A 26918-nucleotide genomic window follows, 5' to 3' on the forward strand; every position below is an offset into this window, starting at 1 on the left:
GGATAGGATATGTTAAGAACTTCTTTTTCGATCGCTCTTGTAAGTATTTTCGCACTATTAACTCCCAAGTTTTCATTTGCTTCGGAAGGTGTTGAGAAACATGATGAATCTGCGCAAGTAGATACTCCTGAGGAGATTAACGAGTACATTCAACATCACTTGAAAGACTCGCACGATTTCACCCTATTTTCTTATGGCAGTGAGCCTAGAAAACATTTTGGATTTCCACTACCAGTTATTTTTATAGATGAAGGAATACACATGTTCATGTCATCTAAATTTCATCACGGAGAAACTGTAGCTGAATCCAATGGAAAGCACTATGCCTTATACCACGGTAAAATCTACAGAACGAACGAAGCTGGTGATATTGATCTGGATGAGGCAGGACATGCTACAAATGTCAAGCCTCTGGATATATCCATTACAAAAAATGTTGTCGGTATGTTATTGGCCGGCTTGTTGTTGATTTTAGGATTTAGATCACTTGCTAATAGCTATAAAAAAGGACCTTTACCAACAGGTGTAGGAAGAGTATTGGAGCCATTGGTTATTTATGTGAGAGACGAAATTGCCAAACCAAACATTGGAGAAAAGAGGTATAAAGATTTTTCTGGATTCCTTTTAACAGTATTCTTTTACATCTGGCTATTAAACTTAATGGGAATGACCCCTCTTGGGTTTAACGTTACAGGTAATATAGCAATAACAGTTTGCTTGGCATTGTTTACCTTTTTCATAGTACAATTTAGCGGTAATAAGAGCTACTGGGTGCATATTTTCTGGATGCCTGGCGTGCCCATTATTATGAAAATAATATTAATGCCAGTAGAGGTGCTAGGTATGTTGACCAAGCCATTCTCACTATTAATACGTCTTTTTGCTAATATGACTGCAGGTCACTTTGTTGTGATGAGTTTGATAGCATTAACCATAACTTTGAAAGCGCAATTTGGCGTAGTGGCATCAACAAGTATGTCATTTGTATTAGCATTTTTCATTAGCATGATTGAATTGCTTGTAGCTTTTCTTCAGGCATATATTTTCACGATGTTATCAGCGCTGTTTATTGGAATGGCTGTAGCTGATGATCATCATTAATTTTAGAACTTTTGTTTAATTAATATAAATCAAATTTTATGTACAATTTAATTGGAGCAGGTTTAATCGTTATCGGAGCAGGTCTTGGATTAGGCCAAATCGGTGGTAAGGCTATGGAAGGTATTTCTAGACAGCCAGAAGCAACAGGTAAGATTCAAACTGCGATGATCATTATTGCGGCACTATTAGAAGGACTAGCCTTCGCTGCGTTGATCTTAGGTAAATAATCCTGTGAGAAGTTATTCAAGGCGCTAGGCCTTGAATAACTTCTCTTATTAAACAAAAAACTAAACAAATGGAGCAATTAATAAACGACTTCTCACCGGGCTTGTTCATCATGCAAACGGTGATTTTCTTAATCCTACTTTTCATTTTAGTAAAAGTAGCCTGGAAGCCAATTTTGAATTCAATTAGAGTAAGAGAAGACTCTATTAAAGATGCTTTAGAAGCAGCTGAGAAAGCCAAGGAAGAAATGGCGAAGCTTCAGTCTGACAACCAAAAGTTATTAGAAGAAGCTAGAAAGGAAAGAGATGTTATCCTTAAGGAAGCCAGAGAAGTTGCAGCAGGTCTACAGGAAGAGGCTAAAACTGAGGCTAACAAACAAGCTGAGAAGATGATTGCAGATGCCAAGATGGCCATCAATACTGAAAAGCAAGCTGCAATGGCTGAGGTTAAAACTCAGGTAGCTACACTTTCACTTCAGATTACTGAGAAGCTTCTTAGAAAATCATTGGAGTCAGATAAAGCTCAAAAAGATTTAATCAACGAGTTTGTTAAAGATATAAAACTCAACTAAGCAATGTCAGAATTAAGAGTAGCATCGAGATATGCCAAGTCATTATTAGAACTAGCTGCTGAGCAAGGTGTACTGGAAGAAGTACATGCTGACATGGTGAGTTTTCATAAAGTATGTACTGATAGTCGTGATTTTTATTTAATGCTTAAAAATCCAATTATCAAGCATGATAAAAAGCTGGCTATACTTAATGCCGTATTCAAAGGCAAAGTACATAAGCTTACTTTGGCTATATTCGATATCATAACAAGAAAGAATAGAGAGGCTATATTAGATGCAATATCTAAAGAGTTTCATCTTCAGTATAACATTCATAAGGGTATTGAGGTTGCTAAGGTAGTTTCTGCAGTTCCTCTTGATAAGGCTATTAAGGCTAAAATTGAAGCAATTGTTTCTGAGATATCATCTTTTGATAAGGTAGAGCTGCAGGAGAAAGTAGATAAAGACCTTATAGGTGGTTATATACTTACTGTAGGAGACAGGCAAATCGATGATTCAATAAAAAGTAAGCTTAAAGCGCTTGAGCTTGAGTTTACTCACAATCCATACATAAAAGAATTTTAATTTAAGACAATATAAAAATGGCAGACGTAAGACCAGATGAAGTTTCAGCAATACTAAGAGAGCAACTCTCAGGTGCTAAAACTGAAGCCGAACTAGAAGAAATTGGAACCGTACTTGAGGTTGGTGATGGAGTAGCAAGGATCTATGGACTATCAAAAGCACAGTCAGGTGAGCTTTTGGAGTTTGAGAACGGTTTGAAAGCTCTTGTACTGAACCTTGAAGAAGACAACGTAGGTGCTGTACTTTTAGGTGAGTCAAAAGGAATTAAAGAAGGTGATACTGTAAAGAGAACTGGAACAATTGCTTCAGTCAATGTAGGTGAAGGTATGGTTGGCCGTGTGGTTGATACCTTAGGTAACCCAATTGATGGAAAAGGACCAATCGAAGGTGAAACTTTCGAAATGCCATTGGAAAGAAAAGCTCCTGGTGTAATCTATCGTCAGCCTGTAAATGAGCCACTTCAAACTGGTATCAAGGCAATTGACTCAATGATTCCAATCGGAAGAGGACAAAGAGAATTGATCATTGGTGATAGACAAACTGGTAAAACAGCTGTGGCTATCGATACTATTATCAACCAAAAAGAATTTTATGATAGAGGTGAGCCTGTATTCTGTATCTATGTAGCTGTTGCTCAAAAAGCATCTACTGTAGCTAACGTTGTTGCTTCTTTAGAGAAAGCTGGAGCTATGGCTTATACAGTGGTGGTTGCTGCTTCTGCTTCTGATCCTGCTCCTATGCAGTTCTTTGCTCCATTTACTGGTGCCGCTGTTGGAGAGTTCTTCAGAGATACAGGAAGACCAGCTTTGGTAATCTATGATGATTTATCAAAACAAGCAGTAGCTTACCGTGAGGTATCTCTTCTATTAAGAAGACCTCCGGGACGTGAGGCATACCCTGGTGATGTATTCTATCTTCACTCAAGATTATTAGAAAGAGCGGCCAAAATAACTACCAGTCAGGAAATTGCTGAGCAAATGAATGACTTACCTGAATCTTTGAAAGGTAAAGTTAAAGGTGGTGGATCATTAACAGCTCTTCCAATTATTGAAACACAAGCTGGTGACGTTTCTGCATATATCCCGACCAACGTAATTTCTATTACTGACGGACAGATATTCTTGGAAACTAACCTTTTCAACTCTGGTATCAGACCTGCAATTAATGTTGGTATTTCTGTATCACGTGTGGGAGGTTCTGCTCAGATCAAGTCAATGAAAAAGGTAGCTGGTACATTGAAATTGGATCAGGCTCAATTCCGCGAATTGGAAGCTTTTGCTAAGTTTGGTTCTGACCTTGATGCTGCTACTAAATTGACTATTGAAAGAGGTAGAAGAAACCTTGAAATATTGAAGCAAGCGCAGTTCTCTCCAGTACCTGTAGAAGAGCAAGTAGCTATTATCTACGTTTCTACTAAAGGTATGATGGATAATGTGCCAGTTGAGAAAGTAAAAGAATTTGAAAGAAACTTCCTTGATACTTTAAGATCTAAGCACAGAGATGCATTGGATTTATTGAAAGCAGGAAAGCTTGAAGATAGCGTTACAGATGTTTTGGCAGCTGTAGCAAAAGAACATTCGAATCATTATTAAGATTTTAGTGTAAAATCACTATTTAAATAGCGCTAAATGGCAAGTTTAAAAGAAGTAAAAAGTAGAATACAATCAGTAACATCAACACAGCAGATAACCAAAGCTATGAAGATGGTAGCTGCTGCTAAGCTGAGAAGAGCACAGGACAACATCACTCAGATGAGACCTTATGCTGCTAAACTGGCTGGCTTACTTCAAAACCTATCTGCACAGAATGAAGGTGAAAACTCTAGTGAGTACACTGAAGTAAGAAATGTAGAGAAGGTATTAATAATGGTTGTTACTTCTGATAAAGGACTTTGTGGAGCTTTTAACAGTAACGTGTTTAAGGCTACTAATAAGCACATTCAGGATAATTATAAGAAACAATCAGAAAGTGGTAATGTAGATATTATGCCTATGGGTAAAAAGGCTCTAGACTATTTCACAAAGAGAGACTATAATGTAATCTCTGATTTCTGGAATATGTTTATGCCCGTGTCTTTTGAAGCAAGCGAAGCTGCCGCTGAATTTGCTATGAAGGCTTTCTCTAAGGGTCAATATGATAAAGTAGTACTTATCTATAATGAGTTCAAAAATGTGGCAACACAAATAATGAACGTAGAGCAGTTTTTACCTGTATTGCCACCAGATTCAAGTAATGAATTTTCAACAGATTATATCTTCCAGCCTAACAGAGAAGAAATAGTTACTGAACTGATACCAAAATCGTTAAAGATTCAGGTGTTCAAAGCTATTTTGGACTCTAATGCTGCAGAGCATGGAGCAAGGATGACAGCTATGGATCAGGCAACTGATAATGCTGGTGAGCTGTTGAAAGAGTTGAAATTAACCTATAACAGAACGCGTCAGGCGGCAATTACAAAAGAGATTTTGGAGATTGTTGGTGGAGCGGAAGCTTTAGGATAATTACTGATATATTATTTGGAAAAGCCCATCTGCTATTTAGCAGATGGGCTTTTTTTATTGCCACAAACTTTTATTTACTTATCTGACTCTTCTGGCATCAATACAATCTTAATGTACTCATCTGCAGGTAAATACTTTTTAGCTGCTTCCTGAAGATCTTTTGATGTGAGAGCTTCGATTTGCTTTTCATACTCATAATAACCTGATAGATCATAGTCATTAAAATAGTAGCCATACAGTGAGTTCAACCAATATTGGTTTTCCTTAAGGTTGTCTTTTCTTTCTTTTCTTTGGGTCTCTTTTAGCTTATTGATATCTTCTTCAGAAACACCTTCCTTTTTGATTTTTTCAATCTCATCAAAGGTGGCCTTTACTAAGTCATCAACGTTCTCAGGGCCGCAAGGGAATTGAATTCTGAAAGTATAATTTTCATAAGGGTACTTGCTAATACTTCCTGAAGCACCTACTCCATATACTCCACCTTTTTCTTCTCTCAAGATTTCAATGAGTTTAATACTCAGTAATTCACCAAGGGTTCTTATGTTATAACTGTCTTCTTTTGTGTATTTTGTTTTGTCAGTAAATACAATGTTAACAGAGCTTTTTTGATCTGTTCCTTTATTGACTACTTTCTCAACCTTTCCTGATGGAGGTCTGATACCTAAGTCTTTCCAGGTTTCTTCTCTTGATGTAGAAGGTAAACCTCCAAGGTAAGATTCTAATAATGGACTGATCTCAGATATGTTGAAATTACCTACAAACAAGAATGTGAAATCGCTGGCATCAGCAAACCTGTCCTGATAAATTTCAAATGATCTTTCGAAATTAATGGCATCAAGATCTTCCGGAGTTGGGAACCCACCACCTCTTGGATGATCTTGGGTAAGGATTCTACTTACCTGATCAGAAAAATAAAACTGAGGGTTGGACATTAAATTACCCAAAAGCATTTTGTTCTTTGATTTGAAAGACTCAAAAGACTTCTCATCTTTTCTTGGGTTGGTGAAATACAAATACACCATCTGTAACATTGTCTCCAAATCTTTAGGAGCGGCATTACCACTGATACCTTCAGTAAGGTTGCTAATGAAAGGGTTTACTCTAACTGTTTTTCCTGACATCATTTTTTGTAAGTCGGTTACTGTAAATTCACCAACTCCACTTTCATTGATAATTTGAGAAGCAAAACTCGCGTTTTTATCATCAGCATCAGGGTAGATTGACTGTCCACCCGGGCTATATGCTCTCATTAAGATCTCATCATTTTTAAAATCAGTAGGCTTTAAAACCACTTTAACACCGTTAGATAGAGTAAGCTCTGTAGCTCCAACGGTTTCTAATTCTTTGCGTGAAGCAATTTTTCCAGCTGTTGGCTTCTCTTCTAAAAGTTCAGCTCCAACAGTACCATCATCGTATGGAGTAATCTTTGCTAATTGCGCTTTGAAAAGAATTTTCTTAACCTCTTCTTCAGTCGGCATTACAACACCTTCTTTTTCTGGACCGGTAATCACTACCACTCTGTTAGAGTTACTGATCCATTTTTTAGCCAATGCATTTACCTCTTCAACTGTTATTGTTGGTAATACCTTTTTATAAAAATCATATTCAAAGGCAATTCCAGGAATAGGCTCATTGCTCAGGAAGTTTCTGATATACTCAGAGGCGTAGTTTTGCGACTCTGTCTTATCTGCCTCCTTATATGCTTTCTCCATACGGTTTAGCATATCGGCTTTATATCTGTCTAACTCTCCTTCTGTAAAACCGAATTTCTTTACTCGCTCATTTTCAGTTACTAGGGCGTTTAACCCATTTTCAACTCCATTTTCACCTACTACAGCGAAAGAAGAGTAGTTACTTTTGGTACGAACCATGCTGCCATAGCTTGTGCTAGCAAAAAAGAATGGAGGTTCTGGTGACTGCTTTAGCTCATCTAGCCTTTTAGTGATCATTCCAGAATAGAGATTATAAACTATGTCTCGTCTGTACTGATCTAAGGTTTTAGTCTCTTCGTTATCCTGCTTATAAATTAATTGAATTTGAGTAAAAGAAGCCTCGGGATCTGTAACTACACTAACTGCAGTATTGTCCTGATCAGGCACGTCATAAAATGTTCTTTCACGAGGGTTCTTAGGGTTTTTGATCTTGCTAAATTGAGCCTTGATTTTTTTCTCCATAGCAGCAGGATCGATGTCACCTACTACAACCAATGACATCAGGTCAGGTCTGTACCAGTCTTTATAGAACTTTCTAATGGTCTCATAATCGAATGATTCCAATACTTCTTTTTTACCAATAGGCAATCTATTGGCATATCTTGAATCTTTGAACATTACTGGGAACCACTCATCGCGCATACGCTGATTGGCGCCTTGTCCTAATCGCCACTCTTCAATAACCACACCTCTCTCCTTATCTATTTCTTCATCAGATAAAGTGATATTATGGGCCCAGTCTTCTAATACTAATAGTCCTTTGTTAAGGGTTTCTTCATTGTCTGAAGGTATTGGAAGAATATAAACTGTTTCGTCAAAAGAAGTGTAGGCATTTAGATCAGCTCCGAATTTTACACCTACTGATTGTAGGTAATCTACCAATTCATTTTTTTCAAAATTCTTAGTGCCGTTAAAAGCCATGTGCTCCAAAAAGTGAGCAAGACCAAGTTGATTTTCATCTTCAACGGTAGACCCTACATTAACCACCAATCGTAATTCCACCTTATCTTCTGGCTTTTCATTTTTACGGATGTAGTAAGTCATCCCGTTGTCAAGTTTTCCAACAACAACATTTGGGTCTGTTGGAAGGGGGCTATTAAGACTCCCCTTGATTTCTTTTTCTTGTGCATTGACGAGTCCTGTCAGCACAAACAGGAAAATTGCCAAAACACTTAAACATCTTTTCATCATATTGGTTTTAGGTTAGTTTTTATAAGAATAATATTATTCCTGTTAGTGTAAATGTATTCTATTAGCACCAATAAAAGAAGGGCTAAACATGATTAAATGTTTAGCCCTTCTTTTAAAATCTTAAAGAAATTTAATTTTGATAATTGCTTCTAAGAAAGCACCTCTTCCTGAGTTGTTTCTTGCTCCTGCTTTAGTTCCTCCTCAGATTTTACACCTTGAAGCTGTTCTTTAGGAATAAAGAATTTCTTCTGGAATATTAAAATGATGACTACACCAATAAATATGGATGAATCAGCAATGTTGAACACTGGACTGAAGAATAGGAAGTAATCGCCACCTACAAACGGCATCCATTCTGGATAATGGCCGTCAAACAGCGGGAAGAACAACATATCAATTACCTGACCATGAAACCAAGGTGTAGGAGAACCTGCCGGTGCGTTATCTAGTAGTACCCCATATAAAGTACTGTCAATGACATTGCCTACCGCACCACCTAATATAAGTCCCATGCACCATAAAAGGCCAGTATGAGCTTTTTTGATATATAGGTAATAGATATAATAACCAATGCCGAACATTGCTCCAAGACGGAATAAAGTCAATAATAACTTACCATACTCATGGCTCGATTTCAAACCAAAGGCCATTCCAGGGTTGAGTAAGTAATGAAGTTTGAACCAGTCGCCCAGTACATCAATTTCACCACCGGCTCCCATCATCATGTTGTTGTGCACAAGCAGCTTAGAGGTTTGGTCAATAGCGATGACAACCAAAGCCACCAAAAAATACCTCAACAACGTCATATTCAGCTTCATAATCTTAGGCCTCAATTTTTATTTTTAACTTATGCTCGTCCATTTCAAGCAAACTTCCATCAACTATACTGTCAGAAATGTTCAACGATAAAGCCTGAGTTTCTGTACATATATATTCCTTATTGCCTTCTAGTGCCGCATTCACAAGGTCAGTATTCTTTTCAATTATGATAATAATCTTATCCTGAACTTCAAGCCCCATGTCTTTACGCATGTTCTGTACACGGTTCACCAAATCTCTTGCAATACCTTCTTTCTTCAAATCCTCATCTATTGTGATATCCAAGGCCACAGTAAGCCTTCCTTCAGTTGCTACAGACCAACCTGGAATATCCTGATAGGTTACTTCAACATCTTCTAACGTCAACGTTACCTTTTGATCAGTTAGCGCTATTTCTAAGCTATTATCTGCCTCTAGTTTGCTGATATCATCAGCGTTTAGCTGATTGATCTTCGCAGCTATTTCCTTCATTTTAGGGCCATACTCCTGTCCTAGCTTTCTGAAGTTTGGCTTGACATTCTTTACCAGTATACCTGATTCATCATCAACAAATTCGATGGTTTTGATATTAACTTCAGATTTGATTAACTCCTCAACCGCAGTAACGTGAGATTTAAACTGTGCGTTTAGAACAGGCACCAAAATCTTAGATAAAGGCTGACGCACTTTGATCAAATGCTTCTTGCGCAGTGAGTGAACAAGAGAAGAAACATTCTGAGCCAATGCCATGCGAGTTTCTAAATCTTCGTTGATATAGCTTGCATCTGATACAGGATAGCTTGCCAAATGTACTGACTCAAATGATTCTAAATTGCTCACAGCGTTTAAATCCTGATATAGTCTGTCCATATAGAATGGAGCTATTGGAGATGAAAGCTTGGCAATAGTTACAAGACAGCTATACAGGGTCTGATAAGCTGAGCGTTTGTCATCATTGTATTCACCTCTCCAGAAACGCTTTCTGTTCAAACGAACATACCAGTTACTTAAATCATCTATAGTGAAGTCCTGAATAAAACGCGCTGCTTTTGTAGGCTCATAATCCTCATATGCCTGATCTACTTTTGCAATAAGGCTGTTAAGTTTACTAAGTATCCAGCGGTCACTTTCTGTTCTCGAGCTTAAATCTATTTCGCCTTCACTATAATCGAATTTGTCAAGGTTAGCGTAAAGCGCAAAGAATGAATATGTATTGTGGAGCGTACCAAAGAATTTTCTTGAAACTTCAGATACACCGTCAATATTAAATTTAAGATTATCCCAAGGGTTGGCATTTGAGATCATATACCAGCGCGTGGCATCAGGACCATGCTCGGCTAGTGTTTTAAATGGATCCACAGCATTACCCAATCGCTTGGACATTTTGTTTCCATTCTTATCTAAAACAAGTCCGTTAGCAATTACATTTTTAAATGCTACACTTTTATTTAGCATTACCGCAATGGCATGCAGTGTAAAGAACCAACCTCTTGTCTGATCGACACCTTCTGCAATGAAATCTGCAGGGTAATTAGCTTTAAAAATGTCTTCATTTTCAAAAGGATAGTGCCATTGAGCATACGGCATAGCCCCTGAGTCAAACCAAACATCTATAAGGTCGGGCTCTCGAAACATTTTCTTGCCAGACGGAGAGACTAAGACAACATCATCTACAAATGGTCTGTGTAGGTCAAAATCATCTGAAAGTTCAGCTTCCATAAATCCAGCTTCTACAGACTTAGCCACTTCAGCCTTTAGCTCTTCCATTGAGCCGATACATTTATGCTCAGCTTTATCTTCAGAAACCCAAATTGGCAATGGTGTTCCCCAGAATCTTGAACGTGACAAGTTCCAATCGACAAGATTCTCTAACCAGTTACCAAATCTTCCTGTACCGGTAGATTCAGGTTTCCAGTTGATCGTTTTGTTCAATGCTACCAAATCATCCTTGACGGCAGTGGTCTTGATGAACCATGAGTCAAGCGGATAGTATAAAATAGGTTTGTCCGTTCTCCAGCAATGTGGGTAGGAGTGTTCGTATTTTTCTACTTTAAAAGCTTTATTCTCTTCTTTTAACTTGATAGCCAATAGCACATCAAGAGACTTATCAGGTGCATCAGCCTCGCTGTAGTATTCATTTTTGACATACATACCAGCAAACTCGCCCATCTCTTTCACATATCGGCCTTGACGGTCAACTATAGGAGCATCTTTGCCCTCACTATCCTTAACCAATATCGCTCCTATGCCTGCTTGCTTAGCCACACGGTAATCATCAGCACCAAATGTTGGAGAGATATGAACTATGCCAGTACCATCTTCAGTGCTTACATAATCACCAGGGATTACTTTGAATGCAGGTCCATCTGGCTGGATATAAGGCAATAACTGTTCATATTCCTGACCAACTAAATCCTTACCCTTAATTTCTTCAACTACCTGATATGGGATTACCTTATCACCTGCTTTATAATCTTCAATTTTGGCCTCAGCATCTTTAGCATTCAGGTAAGAGTTGAGTCTGTCCTTTGCTAAAATCACAAATACCTTTTCAAAGGTGTAAGGGTTGAATGTTTCAACCTTCACATAGTCTATCTTTTCACCTACTGCCAAAGCAGTATTTGCAGCTAGCGTCCATGGAGTGGTTGTCCAGGCCAGGAAATACTCATTGTCAGTACCTTTCTTTTTAAACTGTGCTGTAACCGTGGTATCCTTTACATCTCTATAAGTGCCAGGCTGGTTCAGCTCGTGAGAGCTTAGGCCGGTACCTGCTGCTGGTGAGAAAGGTTGAATAGTATAGCCTTTATAAAGCAACCCCTTATCGTAAAGTTGCTTTAATATATTCCAAAGTGATTCAATGTAATCTTTTTCGAACGTAACATAAGGGTCGTCAAGATCAACCCAGTAACCCATCTTTTCAGTCAGGTCATCCCATTGATCTTTGAATTTCATTACGGTCTCACGGCACTTCTGATTGTATTCCTCAACAGATATTTTCTTGCCAATATCCTCTTTAGTAATACCTAATTCCTTTTCAACCTGAAGCTCAACTGGAAGCCCGTGTGTATCCCAGCCACCTTTTCTCTTTACCTGAAAGCCCTTAAGAGTCTTATAACGGCAGAAAATATCCTTTACTGCTCTGGCCATCACATGGTGAATACCAGGCGTGCCATTAGCAGAGGGAGGGCCCTCATAAAATGTGAATGTCGGCTGTCCTTCCCTAGTATCTATCGATTTTTTGAAGACCTCTTCTTTCTTCCAATAATCAAGTACTTCATTGGCTATTTCAGCATAGTTAAGCCCTTTATACTCTTTATACTTCACCGTATTACTCCTTTAAAGATTATGATTTAATTTCTTCTGATGTGTTTTCTTCATCTTTTGCCACCCTGATCAACTCAAGATCAATTTCTTCATCCTCATCTTCCTGATAGAAGCCATCATCGTATTGCTCGATAAGTGGATGAAGTGTTTTACTTCTTTTACCACTATCAAATGTCATCAAAAGTGAAGGCAATAAAATGAGGTTGGTAATCATAGCAATTAACAAAGTGATGGATGTCAAAATTCCTAACGCTACAGTTCCTCCAAAATCTGACCATACAAAAATGACAAAACCAGCAAAAAGGATGATGGAGGTGTACATCATGCTCGCCCCTGTTTCTTTTAAGCTTCTGCTCACGGCTAAAGGCACAAAGAATTTATGAGCGAATAATTCTTGTCTGTACTTTGCAAGAAAATGGATGGAGTCATCCACTGAAATTCCAAATACAATACTAAATATCAATGCAGTGCTCGGCTTAAGGTGGATACCTGCAAAGCCCATTATTCCTGCCGTAATAAGCAGCGGAATTACATTTGGTACTAATGAGATTATGATCATCCTTACATTGACAAATAACACTGCCATAATAATGGCGATAATGATAAAGGCCAGACAAAGGCTGAACCAAAGATTCTGAATTAAAAATTTGTTGCCTTTGATAAATAGTGGGGTGGTACCTGTAATACTTAATTTTAAGTCCGTATCACCAAACAAGGTATCAATTTTTGGTTGAACAACACCTTTGATCAGAGAGTCCATTTTATGGGAGCCTATATCTGCTACCTGCATAGACAAGCGCATTTTAGTTAAAGTAGAATCAACAAAGGAGCTAAAGAGCCCAGAGCTGTCTCCTTGATTTCGCATGTACCTGAGGATGTAATTTTTCTCTCTGTTGGTAGGTAAACTATATCGTGCAGGGTTATTATTATAAAATGCCTGCTTGGATGCTTTTACAAAACTAACCACACTAACGGGCTTAGATATATCTCTTTGTTCTGCTAAAAAGGTTTCAAACTCATCAATCTTTTGAAGGTTTTTGAGATCAATAACGCCTCTGCGTTTTTGCGTGTCAACAACAATTTCTAATGGCATAATCCCACTAAAATGTTGTTCGAAGAATCGCAAGTCTTTTTTTATCTCACTACTTGAAGGCAGGTCATCAACCATATAAGATACTGCCTCAACCTTTGTCATTCCGTAAATGGAAATAGCAACCAATATACCAGTAACAGAATATATAGCTGCTCTGTGTCTATGCACCAGAATATCCATTTTACTGAGTATAAAGTCTATACCTTTAAAACGTAAATGTTTCAGCTGCTTGCCCCCTGGAGATGGCAGCCATGAGAAAACAGCTGGTATAAGAATTATACTTACCACGAAAGTGGCCATGATATTTAAACCAGCTACAATTCCGAATTCTCTAAGAATTGTAATGTCAGTGGAGGCGAGCACAAGGAAGCCTACAGCAGTTGTAAAGTTTGTGATTAAAGTAACAAGGCCTATTTTCCTCACCACTCTACTAATGGCCATTACTTTATTGCCATGCTTCTCAAATTCTTGATGATACTTATTGAGCAGGTAGACACTATTGGGTATGCCAATGACGACAATCACGGGAGGTATCAGTCCTGTAAGTATGGTTATTTTATAGCCAAAGAGCACCAGAGAGCCCATTACCCAAACCACAACAACAGCAATGATTGTCATTGGAAATACAACGGCATCCCAGGTTCTGAAGAATAAAAATAGAATCAGTCCTGTAACTGCTACAGAAAGGAAAAGGAAAATCTGCATTTCCTTTTTTACCTTGCCCGCTACGACTGAGCGTACAAAAGGTAATCCGGCATAGTGTAATTTTATACCAGTCTCTTTTTCAAAGGCCTCACCGTTGTCTATTATCTTTTGGGTTAGGTCAAGTCTTTTCGCGGAATTAAGCACTTCCCGTTTTATAGAAATCAATACCAGAGTGGCTCCATTGTTTTCATTGACAAGCTGCCCTGCATAAAATTTCTGATCAAAAGCCTCTGACATAAGACTGTCTAAAGTGGCTCGGTCATCAGGGATGCCATTAGCAAAAATGGGCTTTAAGATAAATTTGTTGTTGGCAGTGTCTTTTTCTAGTAGTTGAATCAATGGTAGCGATAGAACACTATTGACCCCATCAAGAGTGTCAAGCTCTTTACTTAATTTATAAAGTGATTTGAACTTATCAGTTTCGTAAACGCTGCTATCAAGAATTCCCAGTGCGACCAAGTTTCCATCTTCTCCAAATAAAGACTTGAATTTTTGCAACTCGATCATATCTGGATCATCTGCAGGTACAGTTTTTGCAAATTCAAAACTCATCTCAGCAAAGCGCGCATGATATCCCATGAAGGCCGTAATGGCCACCAATATAGCTACTAATAATAGCCGCTGTTTAATGATGATATGAGAAAGCTTAGTCCACATGCTAAAACAAAGGCACAAAGGTAATGATTTTAGCCAGAAACAGTAGTTAAAAATGGGATAGAAGGCATTGCAGCAAAAACTCCGAATTTGACCACCAGAAATTAGCTATTTGGTAACGAAATCCCTTTGATCTTTCTGAAAAGTGAGATGGCGTGTCTGTCGGTCATACCAGATACAAAATCGATGCAACTCATCAGCACAGAATAGGAGTTGCCCTTGTTCTGTTTGATATCTAAAATAGCTTCTGGAGGCATTAAACGTAAAAGCGATTGGTTTTTAATGGAAGCCTTATTGTTTTGAGATAAATCCATAGCGGCCTCAGTGAAAGCCTCCAACAACCCTGGAAGCACCTCGAATCCTGCGGCTTCGGTCTCCATAACCTGACGTGATCTGTAGATCTTTTCAATAGAGATTTTAATAACGTCATTTAAAACTCCTGCAGACGGTATGGCATCGGTTAGTGAGGTGTCAAATTCTCCGGAGATAATTTCTTTCTCTTTATCCAAAAACAAAGCGCAGCATTCATCAATCAGTTGACCAACAGAAAGTGCTCTTAGCGTGCCAATTCGCTCGTTAATAGTATCAATCTTATTGAGTTTTTCTAAGCTGAATCTTTCCTTCAAAATGTTGGCAAAGAGCTCAACTGTTTTTTCATAACTGACAAGCCCAAGTCTACAGCCATCTTCCAGATCAATAAGATGATAGCAAATGTCATCTGCAGCTTCTACCAAAAATGCCAATGGATGTCGTGACCAACTGTAGCCTTCAAACTGTATTAATCCGGTGCTTTCAGCAATAGATTTAAATGTGTCTTTTTCGCTTTGAAAGAAACCATATTTCTTTTGGCTTCTTCGATTAGGGTCTTTTGATTTGATGATCGATTGTCGCGGGTATTTGCTAAAAGCAGCAAGCGTAGCATAAGTCAGCTTCATGCCCTGGTACCGCTCTTTGTTAAATAACCTGAAACCCTGAGCATTTCCTTCGAACGTGGTAAGGTCAGCCCACTCGGACTCGTTGACTAATGATTGATATTGCGTACCATTTCCTTCTTTAAAGAAACCTGATATGGCATCTTCGCCAGAATGCCCAAAAGGAGGATTGCCTATGTCATGTGCTAAAGAAGCAGCAGCGACTATGGCACCAAAATCATGAATGGAAAAGCTTTTTGAAAGTGCTGAATGCCTTTCAAGAATCACCTCGCCAACGCGTTTTCCTAAAGTTCTGCCCACGCTGGACACCTCGAGACTATGGGTGAGCCGTGTATGCACGAAATCATGCTCTGGTAATGGGTGAACTTGTGTTTTATCTTGCAGCCGTCTGAAAGGATGGGAAAAAATTATTCTATCATAATCCTGCTCAAAAGCACTTCTGCTAGGCTCATGTGCTGTCTTTTTCTCTGGAGTACGCTGATTAGATAAAAGTTCTTCCCAATTCATGATAACTATTTTGGACTACTAAAATTATATAATTTCAAAGGATCCTGACGCAGCAAAATGGCAATAGTTTGATAAAGATCAGGAAGTTGTTCGCTCATTTGTGTCGGCTGCTCAAAGAAATATTCAAGTGCAACAGCAAAGAACTCATATTCATTGGTGCCTGCATAGGCTCTTAATAAATGCGGCTGACCACTATTTATTTTTGGCATTTCCCTGTCGGTGATAATACTCAGTGTTTGAAGAGCATCCTTGTTAAGAAAGTCAAACTCCTCATTTCTAATTCGGTTTTCGAAGTGTATGGCATGTGCCATTTCGTGAATACCTACATTAAATGAATCGGTCAGATCCCCATACCCTTCTACGAAGTGATTCCATGAGAGTAGTATTATTCCTGCTCTTGGGTTTACCTCGCCAAGATGATATTTTTTGGTGATGTGAGAATAATATGAATCAGGATAGATCAGTATTTTATCAAAGTTTGAAAGGTAAATCTCTGGCAATCCAAAAGTCAATTGTATCGCACTGGCAGAGATCAAAACTTTCATCTCTTCCGAAACTGGTAATGATGATCTGGAAATAAACCTTTTAGAATAAATAAAACGTTGCACCCGCCTTTCAAACTCTTTCTTTTTGGCCAAAGGCAGTACTTTATAATAAGCGCTGTATTTGTTAAGTATCAGCTTCCTGCTACTTTTTAATGGCTGTCTGACCTTAAGGCTGTACCTAATCTGATCGTAGATATAAACATATATGTCATTAAATATTGACCAGACTCCAAAAATTAAAAGTCCAAGAACTGTAAATAATAAAAGGTATCCCAACTAGATTTTTTTCAGCAAGCTGGTTACAGATACAAGGTCAGAAACTCTGGCATGAAGCTCTGAGATATTAATACGCTCCTGCTGAAGGTTGTCTCTATCTCTTATAGTTACTGTATTGTCTTCAAGCGTTTGATGGTCAACAGTAACGCAGTAAGGTGTACCAACCGCATCTTGTCTTCTATATCGCTTGCCAATGGCATCTTTTTCATCATAAGTGCAATTGAAATCAAGCTTAAGCTCATCTAATATTTCCCTTGCCTTTTCAGGAAGTCCATCTTTTTTCAACAATGGTAACACTGCCACTTTAGTTGGAGCAATAGCTGCAGGTATTTTCATAACTGTTCTTTCGCTGCCATCTGTCAAGGTCTCTTCTGTGAAGGCGGCCGTCAATACGGCAAGAAATAATCTATCAAGACCAATTGAAGTTTCAATGACATAAGGCACATAGCTCTTGTTTTCCTGTGGATCAAAGAACTGTAATTTTTTACCTGAATGTTCTTCATGAGCTTTTAGGTCAAAGTCAGTACGGCTATGGATACCTTCCAATTCTTTGAAGCCCATTGGGAAATTAAATTCAATGTCACAAGCCGCATTGGCATAATGAGCCAGGTTTAAATGGTCATGGAATCTATAGTTTTCTTCTCCCAAACCAAGCAGTTTATGCCAGCCGATTCTTGTGTTTTTCCAGTGCTCATACCATTGCATTTCGTCACCTGGTTTTACAAAAAATTGCATTTCCATTTGCTCAAATTCACGCATACGGAAAATGAACTGGCGCGCGATAATTTCATTTCTGAAAGCTTTGCCAATTTGCGCAATACCAAATGGTATTTTCATTCTTCCTGTTTTTTGTACATTAAGGAAGTTGACGAATATTCCCTGAGCAGTTTCAGGTCTTAAATATATTTTGCTAGCACCATCAGCTACAGAACCAAGTTCTGTAGAAAACATCAAATTAAATTGGCGTACATCTGTCCAGTTTTTTGATCCGGATACAGGATCTGCAATGCCTAAATCTTCAATTAAAGTTTTGAGGTCGGCTAGATTATCCGACTCAATGGCATTTTTCATGCGCTCATTGATACTGTCAATCTCAGATTGATAGCCCAGAACCCGACCATTGGTAGCCAGGTATTGTTCTTTATCAAAAGAATCACCAAAACGTTTAGCTGCCTTATCAACTTCTTTGTTGATTTTTCCTTCAATTTTGGCAATATGATCTTCTATTAAAACGTCAGCTCTATAACGTTTTTTAGAGTCCTTGTTGTCAACCATTGGGTCATTAAATGCATCAACATGACCTGAAGCTTTCCAGGTAGTTGGGTGCATAAAAATTGAAGCATCAAGGCCAACAATATTTTCGTTCATTTGAACCATGGCTTTCCACCAAAATGACTTGAGGTTATTTTTTAACTCTACACCATTTTGGCCATAATCATAAGCCGCAGCCAGTCCATCATAAATTTCACTAGAAGGAAAAATAAAGCCATACTCCTTCGCATGTGCAATTATTTTTTTTAACAAATTATCGTCTTGGTTCGCCATAGGGCGCAAAGATATAAAAATGATCTAATTGCTAGGCATTAGCCTCTTCCATAACTTTTTGATAAGGAAGTTCAAGTAAGAAGATAGTACCCTCTCCGTAGGTAGATTCAAGAGTGATCTTGCCTGATATTTTCTCGGTCATCTCTTTGGCAATGTACAATCCCAGACCTGAACCTTCTGATTTTTGTGTGGCTCTAAAGAACATATTAAAAATTTTGTCTTGCAGATCATCTTCAATACCAGTTCCATTATCTTCAATTTTAATCACTCCTGTTTGTTCTTTTAATTCCCAGGTTATTAAAATATGTGGATTGGTTTTGGCCATGTCATGGTATTTAATGGCATTGGCTACAAGGTTGTTGAGAACAATTTTTAGTCTTCCTCTGTCTGTCTCGACAGAGATATCCTCAGGAATTAGAATTTGAATGTCTATTGATTCTGAGTGTTCATAGAACTGTAGTCCTTCAACCACCTCTTCTATCAATGGCTTGAGGCAGACACTTTCTTTGTCAATGCCCAATCTTGTATTTCTTGAGTAATCGATGATGTCAGAGATAAACCCATTGAGGGTATGAATTCTTTTCTCCATCATGTTGTGGTATTCATTCAGCTCATCCGGAGCATCGGTCATTCGTGCCAATTGTATAAGTCCTATTATCGAGCTTAAAGGGGCCTTTAAGTCATGTGAAGTACTATAAACAAACCTGTCGAGTTCTTCATTGGTTTTTTCGAGTAGTGTATTTTGCTCTTCTATTTTTCTAAATGCCTTATTCTTGTCATTAATATCCAGAAGTGTGCCCACCATCCTAATGGGTTCACCTTTCTCATTCCACTGGGCCTGGCCAGATAGGAGTACCCATATATATGTGTTATCACCTTTTCTAATTCTAACCTCTTTATAGAAGTGCTCCCTGTTTTCAAGGTGCTCCTTTAGTTTTGCCTTTATCTTAGGAAGGTCAGAAGGGTGCATAACCTTATTCAATTTATCAGAGGTCATATCCTCATACTTTTCTGGAGGGTATCTCAAAAGGTCTATCAACAATGGACTAAGGAAAAGTTTGTCATTGATGGCATCCCAGTCCCAAATACCAGCACTTGAACCCTGAATGGCGAGTTCGAACCTGTCCTTATTTATCTTTAGCTCTTCAGATATTTTTTCGAGCTTAAGTTCGGCAGTGTGGTTAAGTCTTAGAATAAAAATGATTATGATGCATGCTGTTATAGCAGAAATCGTAGTGTTAAACATGAAGTTGAGCTGCACACCACCAGGAGGAATTACTGACTTCTGGACAAAATCAAATTCATACTTATATATAACCAGACATAGTATGAGCGAGAATATGGACATTGCTATGGCCTTATTCATTTGCTCAAAACCGAAAAGGGCAAATGAGCCAACAATTATTGGAATAAAAAACATAAATACGCCTGTCTCTTGAGCTTCCTTTTCTGCAGAGAATGACAAAATAAGATTGGCACTAAGAAGTAGCATAAAGGTGGCCACTTGATGCTTGCCAGCTCTATTAATAAAAAATGAGCCTAAAGAAAGCACGAATAATAGCTGATAAACTATAAATGAGCTTTCAGCACCTTGCCACAAATCAAAGAAAGTATAGAATACAGCTATAAAGGCACAGAATAGACTTAGTTGACCAGTTAGAATGGCGCGCTTAGCGGTGTCCGTCTTTTCTATATTAGAATGACTTCCGAGATACAGGTTTCGGAAAAATTGTGAGTTTTCTGATTGGTTCAACGCTTGTCTCTAACTTCTATGAGGGTAAATTTATAATTATTGCAGCTTATTTGCTAATAAACAGTGAGTTAAGGGTTCGGTAAGAGGCTGTTATTGGATCAGATCAACATGGCGGTTATCTTATCTGGGTAGTGGTTACTTTTTCTAGTATTGGCTTATAAGGAATATGGATGAAGAAAGTTGTACCCTCGCCTATGTTTGATTCAAATGACAACTGACCTGAAATTTTTTCGGTCATTTCTTTGGCAATGTAAAGACCAAGACCTGATCCTTCGGAGCTTTCAGTTGCTCTAAAAAACATGTTAAACACTTTATCTTGAAGACTGTCGTCTATGCCAGTACCATTGTCCACTATTTTTATCACCCCAAGTCCTTCTTTAAAATCCCACTGGATTTTAATAAAAGGATTTTCCTGACTTGTATTGTGATACTTAATGGCATTAGCAATAAGGTTGTTAAGAATGATTTTTAATCTTCCTCGGTCAGAGCTGATGAGCAGATCATCATCAAATTCAATTTTGATATCGATTCTTTGAGAATCTTCATAGTATTTTAAACCATCAATAACCTCAACAATGAGATCTTTCAAATTAATGGAAGAAGATTCAACTTCTAATCTCGTATTTCTTGAGTAATCAATAATTTCTGCAATAAACCCGTTGAGAGCACCAACTCTTTTTCTCATTCTGGAAAGAATGTCACCGAACTCTTTTGGATCATTTGACATTTCTGCCACGTTTATTAAGCCCAATATCGAACTTAAAGGAGCTTTAAGATCATGAGAAGTACTATAGACAAATCTGTCTAGTTCTTCATTAGTCTTTGCCAGTAATTCATTTTGTTCTTCAACCGTTTTAAAGGCCTTTCTTCGATCATCAATATCTAAAACAGTTCCAACCATTCTGATTGGCGTGCCTTTTTTATCCCATTGGGCTTGACCGGTGTCTAGCACCCAGATGTAGCTACCATCGGCCTTTTTTAATCTACATTCAATTCGGAAAGGTGTACTTTTGTCAAAATGTTCATTAAGCGCAGTTTCAAACCTTTCCTTATCATCAGGATGCAGAATTCTAAATAATCGTTCTGAGGTAACCCCGACTAATTTTTCATCTGTATAGTCAAGAATTTTAAGCAATAAAGGGCTAATGAAAAGGTGATCGCTCTGTACATCCCAATCCCAAATACCAACACTTGATCCTTGAATGGCCAGTTCAAAACGTTGACGGCTTTCAGTTAATTCTTTGGTTAGCTCAATTAACTGAGTCTGCGAGTTATACATTTTTTCTTCATATCTCTTATTAATCGACAGTATGTAGAAGACCATCGTTATCAAAGCGATAACACAGATAGAAAAATTAATGAAAAAACTTAATTCAATATAATCCTGAGTGAGCGGGAGCTTTTCAAACTGAACCAAATTCGTAAAATAGACTATATAAAAGGCGGTAATGCTCGCAATTACAATTATTAATGAACTAATCTTTTCGTTGGCCCCAAATAGTGTTAATGAACCAACAGCAACAACGAAAAAGTACATGAAAACACCTGTATCCTGAACTTCCCAGGAAGCAAGTATTGTTACCAGTGCTACGCCAGATAATAAGAGCACCATTTTCGAAGCGGTGTACTTTCCAAACCTTAATAGTACAAGACTTGCAATACTTCCGGTGATTAAAATAAAATAATACGGGATATATTGGTAGGCCTCATTGAGGTAATCAATTATGGGATAGATTGTGGATACAATGAGCCCTATATAAGCAATGCTCCTAGTGAGCTTGACTCTCTTTTCCAATGCCCAAACACCAAAGGTGTCTGTTGTCACAAGCTCTTTGCCACTATAATCTTTATTTTCTGACATTAAATTAAAACAAGTATGAATTTGTACTCATACCAATGGATGTACAAAGCTAATATTTATTGATTAATTCAAGGTTAGGCCTATTAATTAGAAGAGCTATCAAAAAGCAGTGTCATCTTATTTAGACTTTTGTTTGAGCCAACCATTGTAAGCCAATCCCCTTTCCTAAGCCTGGTGTAGCCATGGGAAATGATCATCTGACCTTTACGCCTGATAGATAGAATAATAACGTCTTGAGGTAACCTCATCTCTCTTAAAGGGAGTCCAAATAGGTTAGGGTTTAAGACCTGAAGGTCAATAGTGTCTTGTCCTTCTTGCATACCTAATAGCAACGAGGTGGCTTGTGGTGATCTCACAAAATGATCCATCAAACTCACCATTGCTGTTGAAGGGTCTACCACTAGTGCCCCTAGCTTATGAAATTTGTCGAAATTGTAATGGTTATTAAGCCTTACAATTATATCCTTGGTTCCAATATGCTCATAAATTCTTGTTGTGAGTTCGTAATTCTCATCATCAGTAAGCATTAAAACAACTGCCTCTGACAAGCCAGCCTCCAGCGTATTTAGCGAATCAAGGTCTATACTATCAATTTCTCTAATATCTATGTCTGGATATTCATCTTTATTTACATCCTTTCTTCTAGTAGCCAGTTTAACTTCCCATCCGTGTGCTTTTAGTTGTCTTGCCAAAGCCACAGATTGACTTTCAAATCCAAAAATGATGGCATCTCTTACTCCATCAAATACCGGAGTTTCAGCTTTTTGATGACTTTCACCAACCATGCTAAGCGCCCATTTGAAGAATGGCGGTCCAACGACCTGATTAATGACAATAACAGCAATAATCAGTGTGGAGAACTCAGCTCCCCATGACGGAAAATTATTAGCAACAATAGTAGCTAAACCTAAACCTACACCAGCTTGGGTGATGTAGGGCATCCAACCAATGCGATTGTAAAGAGGAGGATCTCCCGCTAGTGACCCACCAATAAATGACCCTATAATCATACTTACAAGCCTTATAAAAAAGAACAACAATGCTATTGGCCATACTTTGAGCAATAAGTCCAAAGACATGCTTGCACCTGCAAGAGTGAAAAAGCATACATAAATTATCGGGCCAACGTCCTCGAGCAGTTTGATAAACTCATGTCGGTATTTACTGTAATTGGTAACAATAAAACTTGCCAGAATACATATCAGAAGGGGCTCAATATGAAATTGTTTTCCAAAGTGAAGGTAAGTGTAGTCCTTTATAAAATAAGATAAGAGATAGATGCTAAACCCTAAACTTAGGATATACACAATCTTAGCATAGGTGTGAATTCTAAAAGAGAGTAGTAGAATTAAAACTCTTCCAAGTAAGTATCCAATGATAAAAGAGGCTGCTAATTCAGCTATTATTATTATTAAAAACCAAAAGTCAATTTGAGCCCCATTGACCAAGACATTGGCCAGTGACATGCAAATGGCAAATAATATGATTACCAAAAAGTCTTTTAGAACGGTAACACCCATTGCCGTTTGGGTAAATGGTCCTTTTGCACGGACTTCATTGATAATGGCTATAGCAGAAGCTGGAGAACGAGCCACAAAAATTGTAGCAGTTAAAATGGCGGCTGCAATTCGTGTTGACTTATCCATTTTCTGCATAAAATGAATGCTGTCAGCCAGCAGATACACTGCAAGTGCACTCATTATAAATGTTACTACAAGCTGACCAAAGGTCATCCATTTAATACTTTTCAGCCTGCCTCTTAGGTCTTTTAGGTATAATTCTGCTGCCGCGGCAAAGGCAATGAAGGCCAGAGATATATCATTAACAAATTGAAGATTGAGTTTAGATGCTGAGGGAATTAAATTCAAAAAGAATGGGCCAGAAACAACACCAATGATGAGCAACCCTGTGATTAAGGGTAATTTAACAGCCTGAAATTTTTTGGCGATTTGATTTGCTGCAATAGCAACAATTACGAAACCAAGAAAAAGAATAAAGACTTGTTGGATGTCGTTCATAGGCCTGATTCACTCTTAATAGAAACAGGAAAATACTTAAAGTTTATCTTATTTTTTAGCCTTTACTTAAGAGTTTTTGGTTTGTTCCAATATTGATCCATCTGATCAGAAGTTATATGTGTTAATTTCTTTCTATCTATAGCAGATTCTACTGCCAGATATTGGAATCTTTTTCTCATCTCATTATCTGTGATTTGCCATTTTCTGGATCGATATGCCGGGACCTTCCATGTGACTTAATAATATGATCTTGGTGTATTTCATCTCAGTTAGTTTAATTTCCCATAAGTCAATTTCCTCCAAAGCCACTCCATAGGTCCATAATTGTTGTACTTGAGCCATAGTTTGCTAAATGTCATTTGGAAAAGAATAATAATAATGGCTATTGGAAAGGTGTATGAAGGCCCCATTTTAGCACCAAGGGCAAAGCCAATACAATAAAATATGCTTATACAAATGACAGTATGCATAAGGTAGTTTGTTAATGCCATTTTACCCATTGGAGCAAACCATTGGAGCCATTTGTATCCATTAAAATACAGTAGCGTAAGTGCACCCATAATTGCAATTGCGAGCGATACACCTCCAATGATTTGGGTTAATGAGTCCCACAAACCGAGCATGTCTGGGAGGTGTATTCCATCATTATGAAAATATAGAAAAGCGAGATTGGCAGGTATTCCAATTACAAATCCATAAAGCGTAATGCTCTTTATTATTGGTTTGGTTGTCACATTATAGTTTGTGTAATTGTTCTTCCCGATGTAGTAACCGAGTAAAAAAAGTGCGAGAATTTTGAAAAACCGATTACTATTCAAAAGATCTGAGAGCCTGAATAGTAGCCCTGGCTGATTCCACCTCCAGAATTCTTGCCAACCGTGAGCAGGATCAAAAAGATAAGTTCTCCATCTATCATCTTCAGGGATTCCGTTCTTTGTATCGATGACCAAACCATTGTTTTCAAGCCATTGACCCGGCATGAAATCAAATATGGCAACGAGTGTATGAATACCAAGTGAAGTGAGAAGCAATAACCCCGAGGTTATGAGTAGCTTACGGTTACCGAAGTTTGCAAATAGTGGTAGTAAAAACCCCATAAGAGCATAGGCCAGAAGTATGTCACCAGCCCAAAGAAACTGAAGATGCAAATAACCAATGATGGCCAAGATCAATAGCCTCCGATAAAAGATCACTTTCCAGTTGTCTGTTTTACTCTTTAACCTCATCATGATAATGGAGAAACCAATGCCAAACAGAATGGAAAAAATGGTGTAGAATTTTCCGTCAAAGAAGATTCGGGCTGTGCTGATTAAAATCTGATCTGTTTGATAGGTACTAAAGGAACTTTTGGTGACATCTGATTGAAGGTCATAACCACTAAAATTGATGATGTTCATGATGAGAATCCCAAATAGAGCAAACCCGCGAAGTATATCAAGGATTTCAATACGGTCAGCCTGTGGTACCGGAGTGATGGTGTTGTTCTGATTGAGAGCCACAGTTATTCGGAGTTTTTAGTTTTAAAAGCCCGTGGCTTCATTTGTGTAAAACACTCCAAAACAAGAGTTTCTCCATCGAAATAGCGGAGGACATTCCTATCGTAACATGCCAGATTGCTCAGGTCACCAAGCGTATGTCCCATATAAGGGATAATGACTCGCTGGCTATTTGTAAGAGTGCTTGCAATTAATTCTCCGGTTTCTAATGAAAAAGTTGGATCAAATCCACCAGAAATAATCAATGTCGGTAGGTCTGATTTTACTGACTCATACATCGAACGGTCTACCGGATTTACTGGCCAGGTTTCGCAAGCCTCTTTTCTTGTTTTATAGATATAGTCGCCTAAAAATGAGGCGTGTTCTGAGGAATCAGCTGCCTGATGTGGAATCTCCTCAGCACAGATATTGGACAAGAACATGCCATCAGCATAGAAATAACTTGTGGTAGTATCGCTTAGGTTGAATGTTTCAAGCAAAGGGGTGTAGTTTTCAAGAAAGGCTTCGTGAATGATGAATGGAAGCTGTGAATAGGTGTAGTCATCATATAAATAAGAAGATATCTTGGCGGCAACAGGATACCATTTGATGTTTAAGGGCATTGTAGCCCCGTTGAAATCAACCGGAACAGTTACAGTATCTGTTTGAAGTCTTCTTTTTAAGACAATAAACTCATTCATAATTTCAGGGAAAGCTACTTTGCATAATGGGTCCTGTAAGCAGTAGCTGAACACTTTTTGAAGGGATTGCTCAGACCACTTACCTCTATTGGCAGTGTACCCAATATTTGGTGCATCCGGTGCATGTAATACTACTCGATTGACCTTATCAGCGTACCGATCCATATACATGAGTGACACTTTTCCGCCATAAGATGTCCCGAAAATATTGATCCTGTCATATCCCAGCCATCTACGAACCTCTTCCATATCTTCTGCGATATATTTTGTTGCATAAAAATTGAAATCCACCGAATCTTTATAGGTTTCAATACAGGACATCAATTCCTCTTTTGGATAAGGGTGTTGAAAGTGTTCCTGTGGGGAAGCCTTAGTTTGTATGTCAATACAATGGAGTGGCCCAGATCTTCCTGTTCCACGTACATCGATATAAACTATGTCATGATACTTGCGGAAAGTATCATCTTCTTCAGTATAAAAATAAGATTGATTTGAGGCAGCAACTCCAGGGCCTCCATCAACGATAAAAATTGGTTCTTTTAGGCTGTCCCTATTTAGTGCAGGTGTAACTGCTACAAATAGGGGAATTTTCCTACCTATAGATTTATCTCTATTTTCAAAAACTTCAAGTGTTCCGATTAAAATGGAGTCCTGAAATCCTTCTGGCTGGAAATAATTCAATTGATCAAAAATGACTGGCTCAGATTTTTCATTGCTACATGCCAGCATACCTACTATTAGAAGTGCGGAAATAAGAATATTAAGCTTTTTCATTTCATTAGGTTTTTGTTTGCAGGGGCAGCCAAACAAAAATCATCTTTGAGATTATGAGTGGTTCACCCAACATATCAACTCATATAATGGTA

At 38.1% G+C, this 26918-nt stretch carries 18 protein-coding genes; 6 read left to right on the forward strand and 12 right to left on the reverse strand.

The window, feature by feature from the left end; all coding sequences use genetic code 11:
- Positions 1 to 9 precede the first annotated feature (9 nt).
- The 6 genes from atpB (at position 10) to atpG (ending at position 4962) form a co-directional block, all read left to right on the forward strand.
- On the forward strand, positions 10 to 1101 hold the full coding sequence (gene atpB, locus E1140_RS17710) for a F0F1 ATP synthase subunit A (protein WP_155187111.1): 1092 nt from the start codon (positions 10 to 12) through the stop codon (positions 1099 to 1101).
- 38 nt (positions 1102 to 1139) lie between these two features.
- Entirely contained in the window at positions 1140 to 1328 is a 189-nt protein-coding gene (gene atpE, locus E1140_RS17715; RefSeq protein ID WP_155187116.1) for an ATP synthase F0 subunit C, read from the forward strand.
- A gap of 68 nt (positions 1329 to 1396) precedes the next feature.
- On the forward strand, positions 1397 to 1897 hold the full coding sequence (locus E1140_RS17720) for a F0F1 ATP synthase subunit B (protein ID WP_155187119.1): 501 nt from the start codon (positions 1397 to 1399) through the stop codon (positions 1895 to 1897).
- Positions 1898 to 1900: 3 nt separating this feature from the next.
- On the forward strand, positions 1901 to 2461 hold the full coding sequence (gene atpH / locus E1140_RS17725) for an ATP synthase F1 subunit delta (RefSeq protein WP_155187122.1): 561 nt from the start codon (positions 1901 to 1903) through the stop codon (positions 2459 to 2461).
- Between the two features lie 17 nt (positions 2462 to 2478).
- Positions 2479 to 4053, forward strand: a complete 1575-nt coding sequence (gene atpA, locus E1140_RS17730) for a F0F1 ATP synthase subunit alpha (protein ID WP_155187125.1) — start codon at positions 2479 to 2481, stop codon at positions 4051 to 4053.
- Positions 4054 to 4089: 36 nt separating this feature from the next.
- Entirely contained in the window at positions 4090 to 4962 is an 873-nt protein-coding gene (gene atpG, locus E1140_RS17735) for an ATP synthase F1 subunit gamma (protein ID WP_155187128.1), read from the forward strand.
- Between the two features lie 74 nt (positions 4963 to 5036).
- On the opposite strand, the gene E1140_RS17740 is transcribed toward atpG, so the two are convergent.
- The 12 genes from E1140_RS17740 to E1140_RS17795 all read right to left on the reverse strand — a co-directional run bounded on the left by E1140_RS17740 (position 5037) and on the right by E1140_RS17795 (position 26826).
- Entirely contained in the window at positions 5037 to 7862 is a 2826-nt protein-coding gene (locus tag E1140_RS17740) for a M16 family metallopeptidase (RefSeq protein WP_246203011.1), read from the reverse strand.
- Between the two features lie 152 nt (positions 7863 to 8014).
- Positions 8015 to 8671, reverse strand: coding sequence for a lipoprotein signal peptidase (locus E1140_RS17745; RefSeq protein WP_155187217.1), 657 nt, complete (start codon positions 8669 to 8671; stop codon positions 8015 to 8017).
- 16 nt (positions 8672 to 8687) lie between these two features.
- Positions 8688 to 11987, reverse strand: coding sequence for an isoleucine--tRNA ligase (gene ileS, locus E1140_RS17750; protein WP_185153659.1), 3300 nt, complete (start codon positions 11985 to 11987; stop codon positions 8688 to 8690).
- Positions 11988 to 12006: 19 nt separating this feature from the next.
- A complete protein-coding gene (locus E1140_RS17755; RefSeq protein ID WP_155187134.1) occupies positions 12007 to 14442 on the reverse strand; it encodes an efflux RND transporter permease subunit in 2436 nt (811 codons plus the stop codon).
- Positions 14443 to 14543: 101 nt separating this feature from the next.
- Positions 14544 to 15878 (reverse strand): deoxyguanosinetriphosphate triphosphohydrolase, encoded by a 1335-nt coding sequence (locus E1140_RS17760; RefSeq protein ID WP_155187137.1) that lies wholly within the window; start codon positions 15876 to 15878, stop codon positions 14544 to 14546.
- 5 nt (positions 15879 to 15883) lie between these two features.
- On the reverse strand, positions 15884 to 16699 hold the full coding sequence (locus tag E1140_RS17765; protein ID WP_155187140.1) for a zinc-dependent peptidase: 816 nt from the start codon (positions 16697 to 16699) through the stop codon (positions 15884 to 15886).
- Positions 16700 to 18244, reverse strand: coding sequence for a glycine--tRNA ligase (locus E1140_RS17770; RefSeq protein WP_155187143.1), 1545 nt, complete (start codon positions 18242 to 18244; stop codon positions 16700 to 16702).
- A 31-nt stretch (positions 18245 to 18275) separates the two neighbouring features.
- Positions 18276 to 19997, reverse strand: coding sequence for a sensor histidine kinase (locus E1140_RS17775; RefSeq protein WP_155187146.1), 1722 nt, complete (start codon positions 19995 to 19997; stop codon positions 18276 to 18278).
- A 115-nt stretch (positions 19998 to 20112) separates the two neighbouring features.
- Positions 20113 to 21858: a sensor histidine kinase gene (locus E1140_RS17780; RefSeq protein WP_155187149.1), complete on the reverse strand. Its 1746-nt coding sequence runs from the start codon at positions 21856 to 21858 to the stop codon at positions 20113 to 20115.
- An 83-nt stretch (positions 21859 to 21941) separates the two neighbouring features.
- Positions 21942 to 23876 (reverse strand): monovalent cation:proton antiporter family protein, encoded by a 1935-nt coding sequence (locus E1140_RS17785; protein ID WP_155187152.1) that lies wholly within the window; start codon positions 23874 to 23876, stop codon positions 21942 to 21944.
- Between the two features lie 269 nt (positions 23877 to 24145).
- Positions 24146 to 25375 (reverse strand): DUF418 domain-containing protein, encoded by a 1230-nt coding sequence (locus E1140_RS22055; RefSeq protein ID WP_155187156.1) that lies wholly within the window; start codon positions 25373 to 25375, stop codon positions 24146 to 24148.
- A gap of 2 nt (positions 25376 to 25377) precedes the next feature.
- Complete coding sequence (locus tag E1140_RS17795; protein WP_155187159.1) at positions 25378 to 26826, reverse strand: alpha/beta fold hydrolase; 1449 nt, start codon at positions 26824 to 26826, stop codon at positions 25378 to 25380.
- Between the last annotated feature and the right edge of the window lie 92 nt (positions 26827 to 26918).

Source organism: Fulvivirga lutimaris, assembly GCF_009711525.1.
GTDB lineage: Bacteria > Bacteroidota > Bacteroidia > Cytophagales > Cyclobacteriaceae > Fulvivirga > Fulvivirga lutimaris.

Bases quoted from the DNA above. Each gene is read 5' to 3' on its own strand.
- E1140_RS17795 (WP_155187159.1), bottom strand. From the start codon at position 26,826: ATGAAAAAGCTTAATATTCTTATTTCCGCACTTCTAATAGTAGGTATG.
- E1140_RS17785 (WP_155187152.1), bottom strand. From the start codon at position 23,876: ATGAACGACATCCAACAAGTCTTTATTCTTTTTCTTGGTTTCGTAATT.
- E1140_RS17745 (WP_155187217.1), bottom strand. From the start codon at position 8,671: ATGACGTTGTTGAGGTATTTTTTGGTGGCTTTGGTTGTCATCGCTATT.
- E1140_RS17760 (WP_155187137.1), bottom strand. From the start codon at position 15,878: ATGAATTGGGAAGAACTTTTATCTAATCAGCGTACTCCAGAGAAAAAG.
- E1140_RS17755 (WP_155187134.1), bottom strand. From the start codon at position 14,442: ATGTGGACTAAGCTTTCTCATATCATCATTAAACAGCGGCTATTATTA.
- atpH (WP_155187122.1), top strand. From the start codon at position 1,901: ATGTCAGAATTAAGAGTAGCATCGAGATATGCCAAGTCATTATTAGAA.
- E1140_RS17780 (WP_155187149.1), bottom strand. From the start codon at position 21,858: ATGTCAGAAAATAAAGATTATAGTGGCAAAGAGCTTGTGACAACAGAC.
- E1140_RS17720 (WP_155187119.1), top strand. From the start codon at position 1,397: ATGGAGCAATTAATAAACGACTTCTCACCGGGCTTGTTCATCATGCAA.
- atpG (WP_155187128.1), top strand. From the start codon at position 4,090: ATGGCAAGTTTAAAAGAAGTAAAAAGTAGAATACAATCAGTAACATCA.
- atpA (WP_155187125.1), top strand. From the start codon at position 2,479: ATGGCAGACGTAAGACCAGATGAAGTTTCAGCAATACTAAGAGAGCAA.
- atpE (WP_155187116.1), top strand. From the start codon at position 1,140: ATGTACAATTTAATTGGAGCAGGTTTAATCGTTATCGGAGCAGGTCTT.
- atpB (WP_155187111.1), top strand. From the start codon at position 10: ATGTTAAGAACTTCTTTTTCGATCGCTCTTGTAAGTATTTTCGCACTA.
- E1140_RS17740 (WP_246203011.1), bottom strand. From the start codon at position 7,862: ATGAAAAGATGTTTAAGTGTTTTGGCAATTTTCCTGTTTGTGCTGACA.
- E1140_RS17770 (WP_155187143.1), bottom strand. From the start codon at position 18,244: ATGGCGAACCAAGACGATAATTTGTTAAAAAAAATAATTGCACATGCG.